Source organism: Psychrobacter pacificensis, assembly GCF_018336615.1.
GTDB lineage: Bacteria > Pseudomonadota > Gammaproteobacteria > Pseudomonadales > Moraxellaceae > Psychrobacter > Psychrobacter pacificensis.
The window spans coordinates 1,685,736-1,701,580 of record NZ_CP048752.1; the positions used below are offsets into that span (position 1 = coordinate 1,685,736).

General features: G+C 45.6%; 12 protein-coding genes. 6 read left to right on the forward strand and 6 right to left on the reverse strand.

Annotated elements, in window-relative coordinates; all coding sequences use genetic code 11:
• Window positions 1-80 precede the first annotated feature (80 nt).
• The 4 genes from dnaE (at window position 81) to cysE (ending at window position 6,230) form a co-directional block, all read left to right on the forward strand.
• Entirely contained in the window at window positions 81-3,800 is a 3,720-nt protein-coding gene (gene dnaE / locus GYK50_RS07170) for a DNA polymerase III subunit alpha (RefSeq protein WP_071001486.1), read from the forward strand.
• Between the two features lie 71 nt (window positions 3,801-3,871).
• Window positions 3,872-4,252, forward strand: coding sequence for an Hpt domain-containing protein (locus GYK50_RS07175; protein WP_071001485.1), 381 nt, complete (start codon window positions 3,872-3,874; stop codon window positions 4,250-4,252).
• Entirely contained in the window at window positions 4,252-5,130 is an 879-nt protein-coding gene (locus GYK50_RS07180; RefSeq protein WP_071001484.1) for an RNA methyltransferase, read from the forward strand. Before GYK50_RS07175 ends, GYK50_RS07180 begins: the two co-directional genes overlap by 1 nt.
• A 188-nt stretch (window positions 5,131-5,318) precedes the next feature.
• Complete coding sequence (gene cysE / locus GYK50_RS07185; RefSeq protein WP_071001483.1) at window positions 5,319-6,230, forward strand: serine O-acetyltransferase; 912 nt, start codon at window positions 5,319-5,321, stop codon at window positions 6,228-6,230.
• Between the two features lie 177 nt (window positions 6,231-6,407).
• Here the strand turns inward: cysE and GYK50_RS07190 are convergent, their stop codons facing one another.
• From GYK50_RS07190 to pheA, 6 genes are all read right to left on the reverse strand, one after another.
• The gene (locus GYK50_RS07190) at window positions 6,408-6,992 is read right to left on the reverse strand and encodes a 2-amino-4-hydroxy-6-hydroxymethyldihydropteridine diphosphokinase (RefSeq protein ID WP_227517168.1); all 585 of its coding nucleotides are present in this window, start codon (window positions 6,990-6,992) and stop codon (window positions 6,408-6,410) included.
• On the reverse strand, window positions 6,931-7,368 hold the full coding sequence (gene folB / locus GYK50_RS07195) for a dihydroneopterin aldolase (protein WP_071001482.1): 438 nt from the start codon (window positions 7,366-7,368) through the stop codon (window positions 6,931-6,933). The genes GYK50_RS07190 and folB overlap by 62 nt, the downstream gene beginning before the upstream one ends.
• 57 nt (window positions 7,369-7,425) lie before the next feature.
• Window positions 7,426-8,376, reverse strand: coding sequence for an EamA family transporter RarD (rarD, locus tag GYK50_RS07200; RefSeq protein ID WP_071001481.1), 951 nt, complete (start codon window positions 8,374-8,376; stop codon window positions 7,426-7,428).
• A 226-nt stretch (window positions 8,377-8,602) separates the two neighbouring features.
• The gene (locus GYK50_RS07205) at window positions 8,603-10,894 is read right to left on the reverse strand and encodes a bifunctional prephenate dehydrogenase/3-phosphoshikimate 1-carboxyvinyltransferase (protein WP_071003592.1); all 2,292 of its coding nucleotides are present in this window, start codon (window positions 10,892-10,894) and stop codon (window positions 8,603-8,605) included.
• 222 nt (window positions 10,895-11,116) lie between these two features.
• Window positions 11,117-12,259 carry a histidinol-phosphate transaminase gene (gene hisC / locus GYK50_RS07210; RefSeq protein WP_071001480.1) on the reverse strand — a complete coding sequence of 381 codons (1,143 nt, stop codon included), beginning with the start codon at window positions 12,257-12,259 and terminating at the stop codon, window positions 11,117-11,119.
• Between the two features lie 95 nt (window positions 12,260-12,354).
• Window positions 12,355-13,527: a prephenate dehydratase gene (pheA, locus tag GYK50_RS07215; RefSeq protein WP_186474609.1), complete on the reverse strand. Its 1,173-nt coding sequence runs from the start codon at window positions 13,525-13,527 to the stop codon at window positions 12,355-12,357.
• Window positions 13,528-14,304: 777 nt separating this feature from the next.
• Here pheA and GYK50_RS07220 point away from each other — a divergent pair.
• Window positions 14,305-15,249 carry a transaldolase gene (locus tag GYK50_RS07220; RefSeq protein ID WP_212563578.1) on the forward strand — a complete coding sequence of 315 codons (945 nt, stop codon included), beginning with the start codon at window positions 14,305-14,307 and terminating at the stop codon, window positions 15,247-15,249.
• Between the two features lie 102 nt (window positions 15,250-15,351).
• The gene (locus GYK50_RS07225) at window positions 15,352-15,804 is read left to right on the forward strand and encodes a surface-adhesin E family protein (protein ID WP_212563579.1); all 453 of its coding nucleotides are present in this window, start codon (window positions 15,352-15,354) and stop codon (window positions 15,802-15,804) included.
• Window positions 15,805-15,845 lie beyond the last annotated feature (41 nt).

The following is a 15,845-nucleotide window of genomic DNA, read 5'->3' on the forward strand; positions in this document are numbered from 1 at the left end:
ATAACACTACAAATGATTGATAATCATCCTGTATTTTATCGCTAGCTTATTTCTTTTGATCGTACTAGTAAGAGTCTTCTATGGCATTTGTACACCTTGGTATCCACAGCGAATATTCCATCACCGATTCTATCGTGCGCATCAAGCCACTCGTGAAAGCGGCGGCAGCTGACAATCAGCGGGCGCTGGCTTTGACTGATTTGTCCAATTTATATGCCACGGTGAAGTTTTATCGTGCTTGCCTAGGCGCGGGTATCAAGCCCATTATCGGCAGCGAAGTCATCATGGATAATGAAGACACACGCCTCACCCTACTTGCGATGAATAACGAAGGCTATCAAAACATTACCCGTATCGTGTCGCTTGGGTTTACCGAAGGTCGCGCTGACCCTGTCAATCATGGCACACCTGTGATTAAACGCAGTCATATTCTAGAACATGCAGCAGGCGTCATTGTCCTACTCACCGAAAAGTCAGACGTAGGCCAAGCACTGGTTGGCTCTATGCCAGAAAAAGCCGATGAGCTGCTCACCGAGTGGCAAGCGCAATTTGGCGATCGTTTATACTTTGCCATCAAGCGTACCAATCGCTCAGGCGAGGACGCTTTTATTAGAGCAGCCATTCACTCAGGTGCCAAACACAACATCCCCATCATTGCGCATAATGACGTACGTTTTTTGGCGCAAGAGGATTTTGATGCGCATGAAGCCCGCGTGTGTATCGCAGGCTCGTACGTACTGGCTGACCCTAACCGTCCGCGGAATTATTCTGATGAGCAGTATCTAAAAACCCAAGAGCAAATGGCGCAGCTGTTTGCCGATATTCCGCAGGTGGTTGACAACACCTTACGCTTGGCGACTCGCTGTAATGTGACTTTAACGCTGGGCATTAACGTACTGCCCGACTTCCCTGTCCCTGAAGGCGAGACGATTGAATCGTTTTTTCGGGCAGAGTCAAAGCGCGGTCTGGAAGAGCGCTTAGATAAGCTTTTCCCTGTTGAGGCCCGTACGGACAATTGGAGCGATTTCCGTCAAAGATATGACGAGCGTCTCGCCTACGAGCTGGATATTATCCTATCAATGGGTTTCCCGGGTTACTTCCTTATCGTCATGGACTTTATCCGCTGGGCGAAAGCCAATGGCGTGCCAGTAGGCCCTGGACGTGGTTCTGGTGCAGGTTCATTGGTCGCCTACGCGCTCAATATTACCGACCTTGATCCGATTCATTACGATCTACTATTCGAGCGCTTCTTAAACCCTGAGCGGGTATCGATGCCCGATTTCGATATCGACTTTTGTATCGAAGGGCGCGATCGCGTGATTGACTATGTGGCGCAAACCTATGGTCGTGATGCCGTTTCACAGATCATCACTTTTGGTACCATGGCGGCAAAAGCGGTGGTGCGCGATGTGGCACGCGTCCAAAGTAAATCGTACTTCTTGGCCAATAAAATATCCAAGCTCATTCCCAAAACACCCGGTATCACCCTCAGCCAAGCGCTAGAGCAAGAACCACAGCTCAAAGACTTGATCTCTAACCCTGACAACATGGATTATGAAGATGCCATTGAGATTTGGGAGATGGCAGTCAAGCTCGAAGGTGTCTGCCGAAACGTCGGTAAACATGCTGGTGGTGTATTGATTGCGCCGCACAAAATCACAGACTTTAGCGCCATTTATTGTGACGATGAGGGTCACCGTGTCAGCCAGTTTGATAAAGACGATGTCGAAGCCGTAGGACTAGTGAAGTTTGACTTTTTGGGTCTACGTAACTTAACGGTCATCAACGCAGCGGTTGAGAACATCAACTTGCGCCGTGCCAAAGAAAATGTACCCGCATTGGTATTGGAAGATTTGCCGTTAGATGATGTCAAAGCCTATAAGCTGCTACAAGATGCCAAAACCACCGCCGTCTTTCAGCTAGAAAGTATGGGCATGAAAAAGTATCTGGCCAAACTGCAGCCGACCAATATCGAGGACGTCATCGCCATGTGTGCGCTCTATCGTCCCGGCCCGCTTGATGCCGGCATGGTAGAGATGTATATCGACCGTAAGCACGGTCGTGAAGAGGTCATTTATGACCATCCCAATCTTGAGCCGATTTTAGAGAATACCAATGGCGTTATCGTCTATCAAGAACAGGTGATGCAAATCTCACAGGTGATGGCAGGTTATAGTTTGGGCGGTGCTGATATGCTGCGCCGCGCCATGGGTAAGAAAAAACCTGAAGAGATGGCAAAGCAGCGCGATATCTTTGTCACTGGTGCAACTTCACAAGGCATCGATGAAGTCACGTCAGGCGGTGTGTTTGATTTGATGGAAAAGTTTGCAGGTTATGGTTTTAACCGCTCGCATTCTGCGGCTTATGGGGTACTTGCCTATCAGACGGCTTATCTCAAGCAGTACTATCCTGCTGAATTTATGGCGGCAGTATTAACCTCCGATATGAACAACACCGACAATGTGGTGTTCTTTATCAATGATTGCCGTGAAAACTTTGATTTGACTGTGGTCAATCCGTCAGTCAATCGCAGCGAGTGGCACTTTGTCGCAGACACTCCAACCAATATCATTTATGGATTGGGCGCGATTAAAGGCGTAGGTGAAGGGGCTGTCGAGTCCATCGTTAATGCTCGTCGAACGGATGGACCATTCAAAGACTTATATGATTTTTGCCGCCGTGTGGACATCAAAAAAGTTAATAAGCGTACTCTCGAAGCATTGGTCAGTGCTGGCTGTTTTGATGACTTTGCTGCGACGCTACGACCCGACTTACCAGCCGACGAAGCTTACGAGATTCGCGGTGCCTTGATGAGCCAACTGCCAAGCGCGGTGCAAGCGGCTGAGCAAGATCGTCAAAATAACGAGCTTGGCATGATGGATCTGTTTGGCGAAATGGACGGTGTTGTTGCAGCGCCGCCACTCGTGATGACGCCAGAGCTGATCTGGGGTGATAAGCACCGCCTAAAGGCGGAAAAGAACACCTTAGGGTTGTACTTAACGGGTCATCCAATTAATGAATATTTAGATGAGTTAAAACGTTACACCTCAGGCACGCGCCTCAATAAATTGACAGATACTGGTTATAACGGTAGTTGCTATTTTGCAGGACTCATTATAGACATCGCTAACTTTGGTAATCGTAATGTGATTACTTTAGATGATGGCACCTCAAGATTAGAAGTCAGCTGCTATGCTGAGCGTTTCAACCGTGTCAAAGAGCAATTGAAAATCGATGAAGTCGTCATTATCAAAGGCAGTATTCGTGAGCGTGATGGGCGCTTGTTTGCGCGTCTTGATAGTGCCATGAGCATGGTCGATGCGCGCCTGCGTTGGCTCAAAAAAATCAGTATCAAAGTCCATGGTAGCGATATCGACCTACTCACACGCTTGCAACCATTACTCAAATCTGCACAGGCTGATATCATACCTGAGCCACGCTTGGCTTATAATCAAGAGCAAGATGAGCCAGGCAATAGTGGTAGTAACACTTACGACCCTGCCATGGGCGGCAGTTTGTATGATGAAAATGGCAATGACTTATTGGCTCTAGAGAACGATATGAACCATGACGCATTTAATCAAAATAGCATGCCCCAAAGTTATGCAAACAATGCGCTCAGTAATACAGATACTTCTATCAATGATAACTGCTTGCCACTTGGTTTGAGCGTGTATGACGTTTATGGTATCGCAAACGTGGGACTATCCGAACATTGGCGGGTTTACCCGAACGATGATAACTTGCAACAACTGAAGACGTTAGTTAGTGAAGATAACTTACACTTTCATTACAGCTAAAATGCACAATCCAACCAAAAATTTACTATAGTAATTTGACTGCTTTAACTTTTAACAATTGGATAAAAGCCATGACTGACATGACGAATAATAATATGACTGGTCAGACTGATGAAGAGATTATCAATCACGAACAGTTCGAAGACATGCGTGACTTGCTAGAAGAAGATTTTGTCGAGCTGATACAAGTGTACCTCAATGACAGTCAAAAACGCGTTGCAGCACTGCGAATCGCTCAGCAAGAAGATGATAACGCCAATGGCTTTGAGACCGCTCATGCCCTAAAAGGCGCAAGTGCCAATTTGGGTACGACTCAGCTGGTTCGTCTTAGCAGCCAACTACAAGAATGCTGCCGTGAGCGCCACATTAGTGAACAAGCTGATCTTATTGAAGAGATTGCCGCCGCATTACAACGTGCTGAACAAGAAATCTATCAAAGATTGGGGCAATAATGAGTAACGACTCTTTATCATCTACTGAGCAAGCCCGTACAGTGAATGACTACCTCGACTGCTTACAAGTCATCATGGTCAATACGACGTTGCCTGCCAATATCGGCTCAGCCGCACGCGCCATGCATACAATGGGCTTGTCCCGTTTGACCGTTGTCGACCCCAAATTGCCAATTGATGAGACCAGTGTCTCTCATGCGGCAGGTGGTAGTGAGCTGCTGTCATCTGCTGTGATCGCACCTACTCTAGAGTCTGCCATTGCCGACTGTCAGCTGGTATTTGCAGCCAGCAGCCGCAGTCGTCATATGCCGCGCCCTGTTGTGACACCCACGCAAGCCGCTAAGATTATGTTTGATTTTATTGATACACAGTCGGCTTTAAGTGCAAATGATAATAACGTTGACACCTCATCAGACGCTGTTTCTAGCAAACCAAATATCGCTATATTATTTGGGCGTGAAGATCGCGGGTTGACCAATGAAGAGTTGGCTTATGCTGATTATCACATTCAAATCGACGCCAATCCTGCTTACCCTGTACTAAATGTCGCCTCAGCAGTGCAGGTCATTGCCAGCTTTATTTTTGCTTATGCTCAAACGCATACTCAGACAGCGGACAGTTTAGACGAGAACAACGACTCCCAATCGACAATCAACGTGAATTTGCGTCAGCAATGGGATGAGCCTGCTATTAATCAGCAGCAGCTGCAACAGCTCACTCAGCGTACTACTGACCTTATGGTACAGCGCGGTCTGGCAAATAGCGAACATCTAAAGTCATTGCCATCACGCTTGTCTAGACTTGGGTCACGCCTACAGCTTGATCAAAAAGAGTATCAGCTATTAAGTGCTTTGATTGCAAAACTATCCAAAGACTAAAACAAGTCATTGTTTATCAGCTCGCTTTCATTTGACAGCTTTTTACTATATTTTGCGGTACAAAGCTGTTATAACTTAGAAAAATGAGCAACAATATACTCTCATCATTATTTAACCATCATGACCATAAAATAAAGACATTGCTACTTTAGCAACGCTACTTTACCGACGAATAGATAGGACATTTTATGTCAGTGCCAGCCAAATTGTTCAAAACACTTGCCAGCATCAAAAAAGAGCTTAAAGAAGATGTCGATGCGGTATTTAACCGTGATCCTGCAGCGCGCAATAGTCTGGAAGTCATCCTAACCTACCCAGGTATCCATGCGCTCATTCTACATCGCGGCGCGCACTGTCTGTGGAATCATGAACAGAAACTGGCGGCTCGCGTCATCTCATATGGCTCGCGTATTATTACAGGTATTGAGATTCACCCTGCTGCCAAGATTGGCAAGCGTTTCTTTATCGATCATGGTGTTGGTGTTGTGATAGGAGAAACGGCCGAAATTGGCAATGACGTCACTCTATATCATGGTGTGACTTTAGGCGGGGTGTCATGGAATAATGGGAAACGCCATCCAACGCTAGAAGATGGTGTGACCGTTGGTGCTGGCGCCAAAGTTTTGGGGCCATTTACCGTCGGTAAAAATGCCAAAATCGGCTCGAATGCAGTGGTAGTCAAACCAGTACCAGCAGGCGCTACGATGGTTGGCAGTGCTGCTCGTATGATCTCAGATCATCACGATGAAAAAGGCAATCCCATCGCGACAAAAGTACAAGATGCCAAGCAACAAGAAAAAGTCGCGCAAGCTGGCGAGAGCGTTAAGGATCAAGCAGCTGACACCACCTCTACTGCAAAACGCACCAATACCTTTCGCGCCTACGGTATCGATCCCTATTCGCAAGACCCTGTCGCAGAAGCATTTGCTAAAATGCTCGAACACATTCAACAATCAGAGAATCGTCTCGATCAGTTGCAGTCAGCGATGTGTGATATCGATCCTAATTTTTGTAAAAAGAAATACGATAAGCTGTGCCTAGAGGATTTAGATGTGATTGGTCGTGCTGATATCGATGCAGCAGATAACGAGCAGAAGTGAATACGAGAGTTTCAGTAAAACAAATAAAACCAGGGGGCGTACAATACATTGTACGCCCCTTAGTCTTATCTACTGCAAAAATATCAGATGTTATCAGTGTGAGTTAAAATAAGTCACCCCACTAACTGTCTATTTATTATTTATTATTAATTTTTTCTCAAAACGCTATTCAAACAGCTAATCAGTAAATGCAGTCAACTCTTCAATCCCTACAACTTCATGTGCTTTAAAGGGATAACGATTCGCCATTACAATCCAATCAGATTTTGATTTACATGTCGAATATTTGCTTAGGCTATTTTCTATAGTAGCCAATTTAATCATCAAAATATCAATGTCCATTGTCACTCGTCGCACTTGCTTTGGCTCAGTCTGTCGACGTCTATTACAGTTCCCCTCAAGCGCTTTAAAGGTTTGCTGTAGTTGCTGCAAACTCATCGGTGTATTCAGTGCTAAATGGACACATTGATTGGTATAATCAGGCTTTGGCTGTTCCAAGGTTGCAGTAAAATCAGGGTTTTGAAAAGCCGTAGATAGTCGCACCTCACCCAGCGCTGCCAAACTCTCTCGAGCAATCGGTAGATATTTTTCGGCTTGATAGTTACTACCCAGCGCTAATACCACCTCTACCACGGTCTGCGCTTGCAGAATCTCAGGTGCGCATTGTGTTAGCGTTGCCACATTCAACTCCATCGACGTTTTATGCATCATCGGCTTGGCTGTCATTAACTTCTTTGGTAACGTCTTTAGTAGCTGGCTCATTGGTTGATGCTGGCGCATAACGTGTTATTTGTACCCCTACCGCATCTGCTTGGGCAATAGCAGTCGGCTTGGCAATGCTCAACGTGATTTTTTGGCAGTCATATTTTGCAAATAGCTTATCAGATATTTGACCAGCCAAATGCTCAAGCAGCTTTGCTTGAATGGCTTGGCACCACACGCTCACATCATCGCATACTTCTTTATAGCTTAGCGCATCGCTGACATCATCGGACACAGCGGCACGGCTAATATCCGTTTCAAGTGCGATATCGATCAGTAACGGCTGAGTAATGGCGCGCTCCCAATCAAACACACCAATGACCGCCTCAACCTTTAGACCTTTTATAAATACCACATCAGACTGGGTATGAAACATGCTTCCATCCTTGTTTGCTAATTTTTTGTGCGTATTTTTGATTTTTTAATTAACTGATTATAAAGCCTCTTCACGGAGACGTTCAGCCTTTAATACTTTACTTGGACGATGTCGCCACAGATCAATGCTAAATAAGAGTAACCCTAACCAAATCAAACCAAATACTGCCAGACGATGTAGATCAAATGGTTCATTGTAATAAAATACCGCTAAGAAGAAAATAAAGGTCGGCGTCAGATAATTCATAAAGCTTAAGATACTATATGCCACAAGCTTGGTCGATTTATTAAATAATAAAAGCGGTATCAACGTAATCGGCCCTGCGAGCATCAGTAGCCAAATGTTTGAGCTGAACCAAAAGCTTAGCTGATGGCTGACGACATCTGACTGCCAAAACCACCAAATACATAAAGGTACTAGCATGGCCGTTTCAACAAACATAGCATCGACAGCAGTCAATGGCGTTTGCCGCTGAATGGTGCCATAAATACTAAAGCTGAATGCTAAAATCAATGATATCCACGGCAGACTACCAAGCATCACCACTTGAATGACCACAGACAGTAGTGCAAAGCCAATGGCTACCCATTGTAGCGTGCGCAGGCGCTCTTTGAATAAAATCATCGATAAGCCAACACCTACCAATGGCCCAATGAAGTATCCCAAACTGGCCTCAAGGATACGATCATGATTGACCGCCCACACATAAGTCAGCCAGTTGGTTGCGATAATTAACCCAGAGACGAGTGACAACGCGATCCATCTTGGGTTTTGTTTGAGCGTCTCTATCCACCCCCAACGCTTGGTCGCTACCAATACAATGAGTAGGCAAAAAAACGTCCAAACAATACGGTGCCCGATAATCTCTGTTGCATCGTAATTGGATAATTGCTTAAAGTATAAAGGGAAACCACCCCAGATAAAAAAGGCACCAAGGGCAGTGATAATACCGCGTCTGGTTGTGGTAATCGGGGCAACAGGTTTTTTGACAACATTTTGGGTAGTCATAATACAGGACAACTTTTTAGAGCAAAGCGCACCATCACCTAATTCTGATTATTATTATCAATTTAGTGGTGAAAGCGCAGGGTCACTACAGTGAAATTATAAGATAAAAAGCAATATACTCATGCCAATAGTGACATGAGTACATTGCTAACGATATTAGATTGAGCTTTTTATGAATGCTTTACAGTGCATGATTATAGGAAAATGTTGATCCGTACTCACTCATTTATTCAGCATCAGTATCCACTTGAATAGACATACCGATTTGGTTAGCCAGCTCAGCAAAACCTGGGAAGCTGGTATTGACCGTCTCAACCCCCTCAATGGTGATCTGCTCAGATGCACGCAGACTCGCAACAGAGAAACTCATCGCAATACGGTGATCATGATGCGAGACAATGTGACCACCACCAAAAACAGGCTGGCTATTATTTATATCGCCGTTCTCAGTAGCAGTGCCTTTGCCTTCAATAATCAGCCCATCATCAGTGACGGTACAATCGATGCCAAGCGTCTGTAAGCCCTCTGCCATCACCGCAATACGATCCGACTCTTTGACGCGTAACTCTTTAGCACCAGTCAAGACGGTACGCCCTTTGGCACAGCTAGCCGCGACAAACAGTACAGGGAACTCATCAATCGCTAGTGGTACGAGATGCTCTGGTATCTCAATACCGACCAAGTTTGAGCTGCGAATGGTAATATCAGCCACTGGCTCGCCGCCAACATGGGCCTCATTGCTTAGGCTAATATCTGCATTCATTAATTTTAGAATATCAATAACGCCAGTACGCGTAGGATTGATACCGACTTGCGTCAAGGTCAACTCACTATTTTGGCTAATAGCAGCGGCCACCATAAAAAACGCCGCAGATGAGATATCAGCAGGAACCGCAATATCGCCACCTGTTAGTATGCCGCCACCGGTGACACTGATACGGTTGCCTTCTACAATTACTGGATAACCAAAGGCTGATAGCATACGCTCGGTATGGTCACGGCTGATCTCAGGCTGAGTGACCGTTGTCGTACCCTCGGCCCATAGACCTGCTAGCAGCAAGCAAGATTTTACTTGTGCTGACGCCACTGGCATATCATATTCGGTGCCTTGCAATGGCTTACCAGCGGTATCACGACCCGTAATGCTAAGCGGTGCCGTACCACTATGACCCGTACTTTGGATGACGGCACCCATCGTGCGTAACGGTGCAGCCACACGCTCCATCGGGCGTTTGTTTAGGCTAGTATCACCCGTTAATACGCTATCAAACGATTGCGCCGCCAAGATACCAGATAGCAGGCGCATGCTCGTGCCCGAGTTACCCATATACAAAGGCGTTTTGCTAGGCTTTAGGCCATTCATACCGACACCATGAATGGTCAAATTACCATTATCAGGGCCTTCGATGGTCACACCCATATCCCGAAATGCTTGCAGCGTTGCAAGGGCATCTTCCCCTTCCAAGAATCCAGTAACGTGGGTTACGCCTGTGGCAAGACTGCCAAGCATGATGCTGCGATGCGAGATAGATTTGTCACCAGGAATGGCAATGGTGCCAGAGACAGTATTGCTAGGGGTAATATTATAAGAAGCTGACATGGCAGAAGTATCCGTATAAGGGGTGCTGGCTAACATATGGCCAAAATGTCGCCGTGCGGCTTGCGCGCGGCCCAAAAGTCCCATCAGGGCGGTTGAATCTTTATCAATGATGAGCTGGCGCATGGTTTGCAGATAGACACCATACTCATCAAGGGCGCTCACAATGGCGCTTTGATTGGCAAAAAATATATCATGCCACATTTTGGGGTCGCTTGCGGCGATACGCGTAAAATCGCGGAACCCACCGGCAGCATAACGAAACATATCTAAATTATCATCGTGGCTTGCTAATTGCTCAACCAAGTTAAAGGCAAGCAGATGCGGCAAATGGCTGGTATGCGCCAATATACGATCATGGTGACCTGCATCCATCGATATGACATTTGCACCCACTGATTCCCACAATAGTCGCAACTTAGTAATCGCGACATTGCTTGTGGTAGCTAGCTCACAGATGATGACACTATGATTGACAAATAAACTGGCGCGTCTGGCATGATACCCTGAATTTTCAGCCCCAGCAATTGGATGCGCTGGCACTAGACCTACCGGCAACGAACCAAACACCGCTTTGGCCGCGTCAATGATATTGACTTTGGTACTACAAACATCGGTTAAGATACAGTCAGCGGCAAGCTGTCCGTTATCCATTGCCTGTTTGATATCTACAAACACTGCTTGTACTGCCTGTACAGGCACTGCAATGATGATTAAATCACTACCGCTTATGACGTCTTGTAGGTTTGCACTACCAGCATCAAGCAGACCATGCTCGATAGCTTCTGTAATACTTGGTGCATGACTATCGACTGCGACAAGACGCTCACTTAAGCCATTATCTTCAATAGCTTGCGCGAAGCTAGCACCAATGAGCCCAAGTCCAATCACACAAACTTGTTCGAATATAGGTCGATGCATATTTAAAGAGGGCTGAAGATTGTTTTTTTTCTGACGACTCACGGCTTTTCTCGTTGAACGCGCTCGGATAAATTTCGGTAAATCCCAGCGTTATATAAGTTAATGGCTAGTTAAGATCACTTCTTACTAAATAATACCTTTGATCAAAACATATCGATGGATGTGATGAGGACATGTCCCTATTTTAAAAATGGTGATAAACGTTTGAATTGGGGACATGCTCTAGTCTTCACTGAGAATAGAACGCAAAGTATCAATCAAACGTAAATTGTCCTCAGCCACACCTACCGTAATGCGTAACCAGTTTGGCAGCCCATAAGCGCCCAATGGCCGAACAATAACGCCTTGCTCAAGGAGTGCTTGATGGATTGAAGCGGCAGTTATATCTTCCATCTCAACCTGCACTTCCACCATAATAAAATTGGCATGCGACTTCACAAAACCCAATCCCAATGTATCAAACTGCTTTTCTAACCAACGCATTTGCTCATCATTCATCTGGTGCGTTTTTTCGATAAAATCTTGATCAGCAAGTGCTGCAGCGGCAGCAGCTAGGCCTACACGGCTGACATTGAATGGCTGACGAATTCGGTTCAATAACTCTGCAACAGCTACTGAGCTTAAGGCATAGCCCACACGTAAACCTGCCAGCCCATAAGCTTTAGAAAACGTACGCACAATGATGACATTATCAAACTCATCTAACAATGCGCGGTTGTTACTCTCAGGGCTATACTCGATATAAGCTTCATCTAGTACCACCAAGACTGAGCTTGGCACACTGGCAACGAACTGGCGCAGCTCTTTTTGCTCTAACTGCGTGCCCGTTGGATTGTTGGGATTGGCAATAAAGACGATTTTGGTATTGGGATTATCTTGGACTGCTTGGCTCATGGCTTTTAGGTCATGACCAAACCGTTGAGCAGGCACCTCAACATCCATCGCGCCTTGCATCTTTGCCAGCATAGAGTAGACCACAAACGCATACTGACTATAGACGATAGCATCATCAGCACCCACAAAACTGCGTGCCAAAATATCGAGCAAATCATCAGAGCCATTGCCAAGCGTGATCTGCTCGACCTTGACATCATTAAAGTCAGCCAACGCTTGCTTCAGATAATAACCATTGCCATCAGGATAACGTGATAATTGACCCAGTTGCTCAGTGATGGCTAGTGTCACTCGCGGTGAGCACCCCATCGGGTTCTCATTGCTGGCCAGCTTCACCACATCTGAGACACCATATTCGCGCGTCAGCTCTTCAATTGGTTTACCTGTCTGATAAGGTGCCAACGCCAGAATACTGTCATAAGCTGGCGTTAATGGCGATAGGTTTGATGCTGTCAATTGATCAGGCTGCATGGTTTATCCTTGGAGGTTATCACTAAATGCGATTGCTCATCTATTAGGTGTCGATCTCGATAGATAAACAAGCTAATAGATGAGCCAATATGTTTCTACAATACTGCTTTTGGATACGAGCCTAAGATGCGCAGATCTTTTACCAATGGGCGAATATCGTTGATAGCGGCGCTAACATTTGGATCATTGATATGACCGTTCATATCAATAAAGAACACATATGCCCACTTATTAGGACGCTCAGGACGTGTCTCGATACTGGTCATCGAGACGCCGTGATATGATAACGGTTTCAAGATTTCGATCAATGCACCAGCTCTGTCATGGGCTGAGACCACGATGGAGGTTTTGTCTTGACCAGAAGGCGCAATGGCCTCATGTCCGATGATAAGGAAACGGGTGGTATTGCTTGGATTGTCTTCAATGTTTGAGTAAAGCTTATGCAAGCCGTACTCTGCAACCGCAACGTCGCCAGCGATTGCTGCTGAATGCCATTCGTTTTTGAGGCGACGCGCCGCTTCACCATTGCTTGATACCGCAACGCGCTCCACATTAGGGAAATTCACATCTAGCCAATGACGACACTGCGCCAATGACTGCTGGTGCGAATAAATACGGCTCAAACCATCAAGCTTAGTATGCTCAGCGACCAAGAAGTTTTGATGAATCGGTAGTTCAACTTCACCAATAATTTTTAGACTAGAAGATAAGAATCCGTCCAAAGTATGATTGACCACCCCTTCTGAAGAGTTTTCGACAGGGACAACGCCATACATCGCCGTGCCCGCTTCAACCTCACGGAATACATCGGTAATGGTCGTCATTGGCACGGTATCAGCAGCTTTACCAAAATGCTTTAATGCAGCGGCATGGGTAAAGGTGCCAACTGGTCCTAAGAAAGCAATACGCTGCGGCGCTTCTAAGTCTAAACATACCGACATAATCTCACGAAACAAACGTGCCATCTTTTCGTCAGCGATTGGACCCGTATTGCGCTCCATGACCGCTTTTAGCACCTGTGCTTCACGCTCAGGACGATAAAAAATAGGGTCACTACTGTCATCAGCGGCCGTGTGGTTTTTCTTTACCGCTGCTACTTGTTGCGCCAGCTTGGCACGATTATTGATGAGTGTTTGAATCTCGCAGTCGACCGCATCAATGTTTTGGCGAATATTATCTAAAAATTCTTTTTCAGTTGCGGTGCCGCTAGCGCCTGCGGCGGTTTGATTTAGATTATCCATGGTTTGTTCTGGTGACTGCTCGCTCATTACCGCCCATCCTTTTTAGATTTTATCACTGTTAGGTATTATTAATATTTAGATATGAATATCTGCTAAATTTTACTGTGTTTTTTAAATGCTTCGACTATCTCTATATACCGATAGTGCTTGAGAGTGTCATTATGAAGTCATTGGTAAATAGCGGTCAATGACCAAAACTATTTTAACCATCATCCAAAAACAGTCTATCAGAAATATCGCACGTCATTGGCGTTCTCTGGTATTACTGCTATATTGGTCGCCAAGTACAGCAGACCAGCGGATGACCGGCTCTACTATAGCAAAAACTCAGGTCAGTGCCCATTCGTAAATAGTGATAAGCCAGCAAATTATTATTAGGGCGTGTTGAACATTCGACCATGGCACTGACAGCGACTATTTTTTAGGCGATTCGATGTTAAAAATAATAAGTTTAGTCATTCTAAGCGCTTATTTTTAACGATGAAGCGGCAAAAAGAGTCCTGTCCCCTGCTTTTATCGTTGGGGCTGATGCTAAAATTACCCCATACTGCGTTACAAATCTTGCTAAGGCATCTGCATTATCGTCGCTTTGTGCCTTGTCTGGAACAATTTTAGCGATCAGCAGTGCCTATTTGCAAATGTTCAACACGCCCTAATATTATCACAGTTAAGTGATATGACAGTGGCGCATAGCACAACTATGAGCAAACACACGTAGAAAACTGTGTTACAGTTTCCATTCAGCTCCCTACCCTGCGATATATAAGAGGAGCATCATATCATTAATAAGAAAAAGGATATCTGATGAGCGCATTACAACAATTACGTACCATGACGACCATTGTCGCTGATACTGGCGACCTTGCTGCTATTGCCCGACTAAAACCTATCGATGCGACCACCAATCCAAGCCTCATCACCAAAGCCCTCATTCATCCTGATAACCAAGGTATGCTATCAGAAACAATGAGCCGCCATAATGGCGATGTAGATGCAGTGATTGACGCCCTGACCATTCAAGTTGGTTGTGATATTTTGGCGCTTATTGAAGGGCGCGTTTCTACCGAAGTCGATGCGCGTTTGTCTTACGATACTGGGGCGACGATCGATAAGGCCCTTGAGTTTATGGACGCTTATCAAAAAGCTGGCATCGACTCAGAGCGAGTATTGATCAAAATGGCAGCAACTTGGCAGGGTATTGAAGCGGCGCGTTATCTTGAAACTCAAGGCATCCACTGCAATTTGACCCTATTATTTGGTCAGCATCAAGCAATCGCCTGCGCAGATGCGGGCGTGACGCTCATCTCTCCTTTTGTAGGGCGTATTTTAGATTGGCAAAAACGTCAACAAAACCGCCAAAATGTACCGGCTTCTGAGGATATGGGCGTACAATCTGTCAAACTTATTTACCAATACTACAAGCAGCATGGCTATCATACGCAAGTCATGGGGGCGAGTTTCCGCTCAACTGAGCAGATATTGGCACTTGCAGGTTGCGATTTGTTGACCATTGCGCCCAACCTAATCGATGAGCTGGCAGCCATGGATATTGATGTGCCTCGTCAGTTATCGCCGAGCATGTCCATGGACATGCAAGCGATGAGCCAAGTGAGCTTGACGCATGAAGAGTTTAGCGCGGCCTATCAGCAAGACACAGTCACACAAGACCTATTACCAAAAGGTATTGATGGTTTTATTGGGGCACGTGATGAGCTGGCAAAGACATTAGCGGCTCTGCGCGGGCAATAAAGTAGACACAGTAAGCACTCGTCTGGCACAAAAGATATTTGCCTGCCCACAGTAAGTTGGCTATTATGAGCGACTTCAAATAACAAGAAGCAAGGCTTAAGTATGAAACGGCTATCAATGTTATTGGCAGGCAGTGTTTTAGTGACCAGCGCCCATGCGGTCAATTGGGTCGAGGTGACCGAGAGCGACTCTGGATCGACGTTTAGTTTAGATGTAGACTCTATCGAACACTCTGACATCAACATCATAGACGAAAAAGACGTCGAAAATATCACTGTCTCTTTGCTAAGAACCTATCCTACGCAAAAAGATAAGAGCACAGTGAAAGAAAAACCCATCCATCATAGCGATCAGCAATTACTGATTTCTTGTAAAGATTTCAGTTACTATAAAAGAGCTTACGTCGATTATAGCGCTGATAATAAAGTCATTAAGTCGTGGCAATCAGAAAAGCCTATACTGACCACCAAAGACTTTAAGATCACCACACCAAAGACGGTTGGTCGCACGCTGATCGAGTACGCCTGTAAAAGCTATGAGCAAAACAAATCGTAATATCATTAGACTTACCACAAAAAAAGCGCCCTGATGATTTT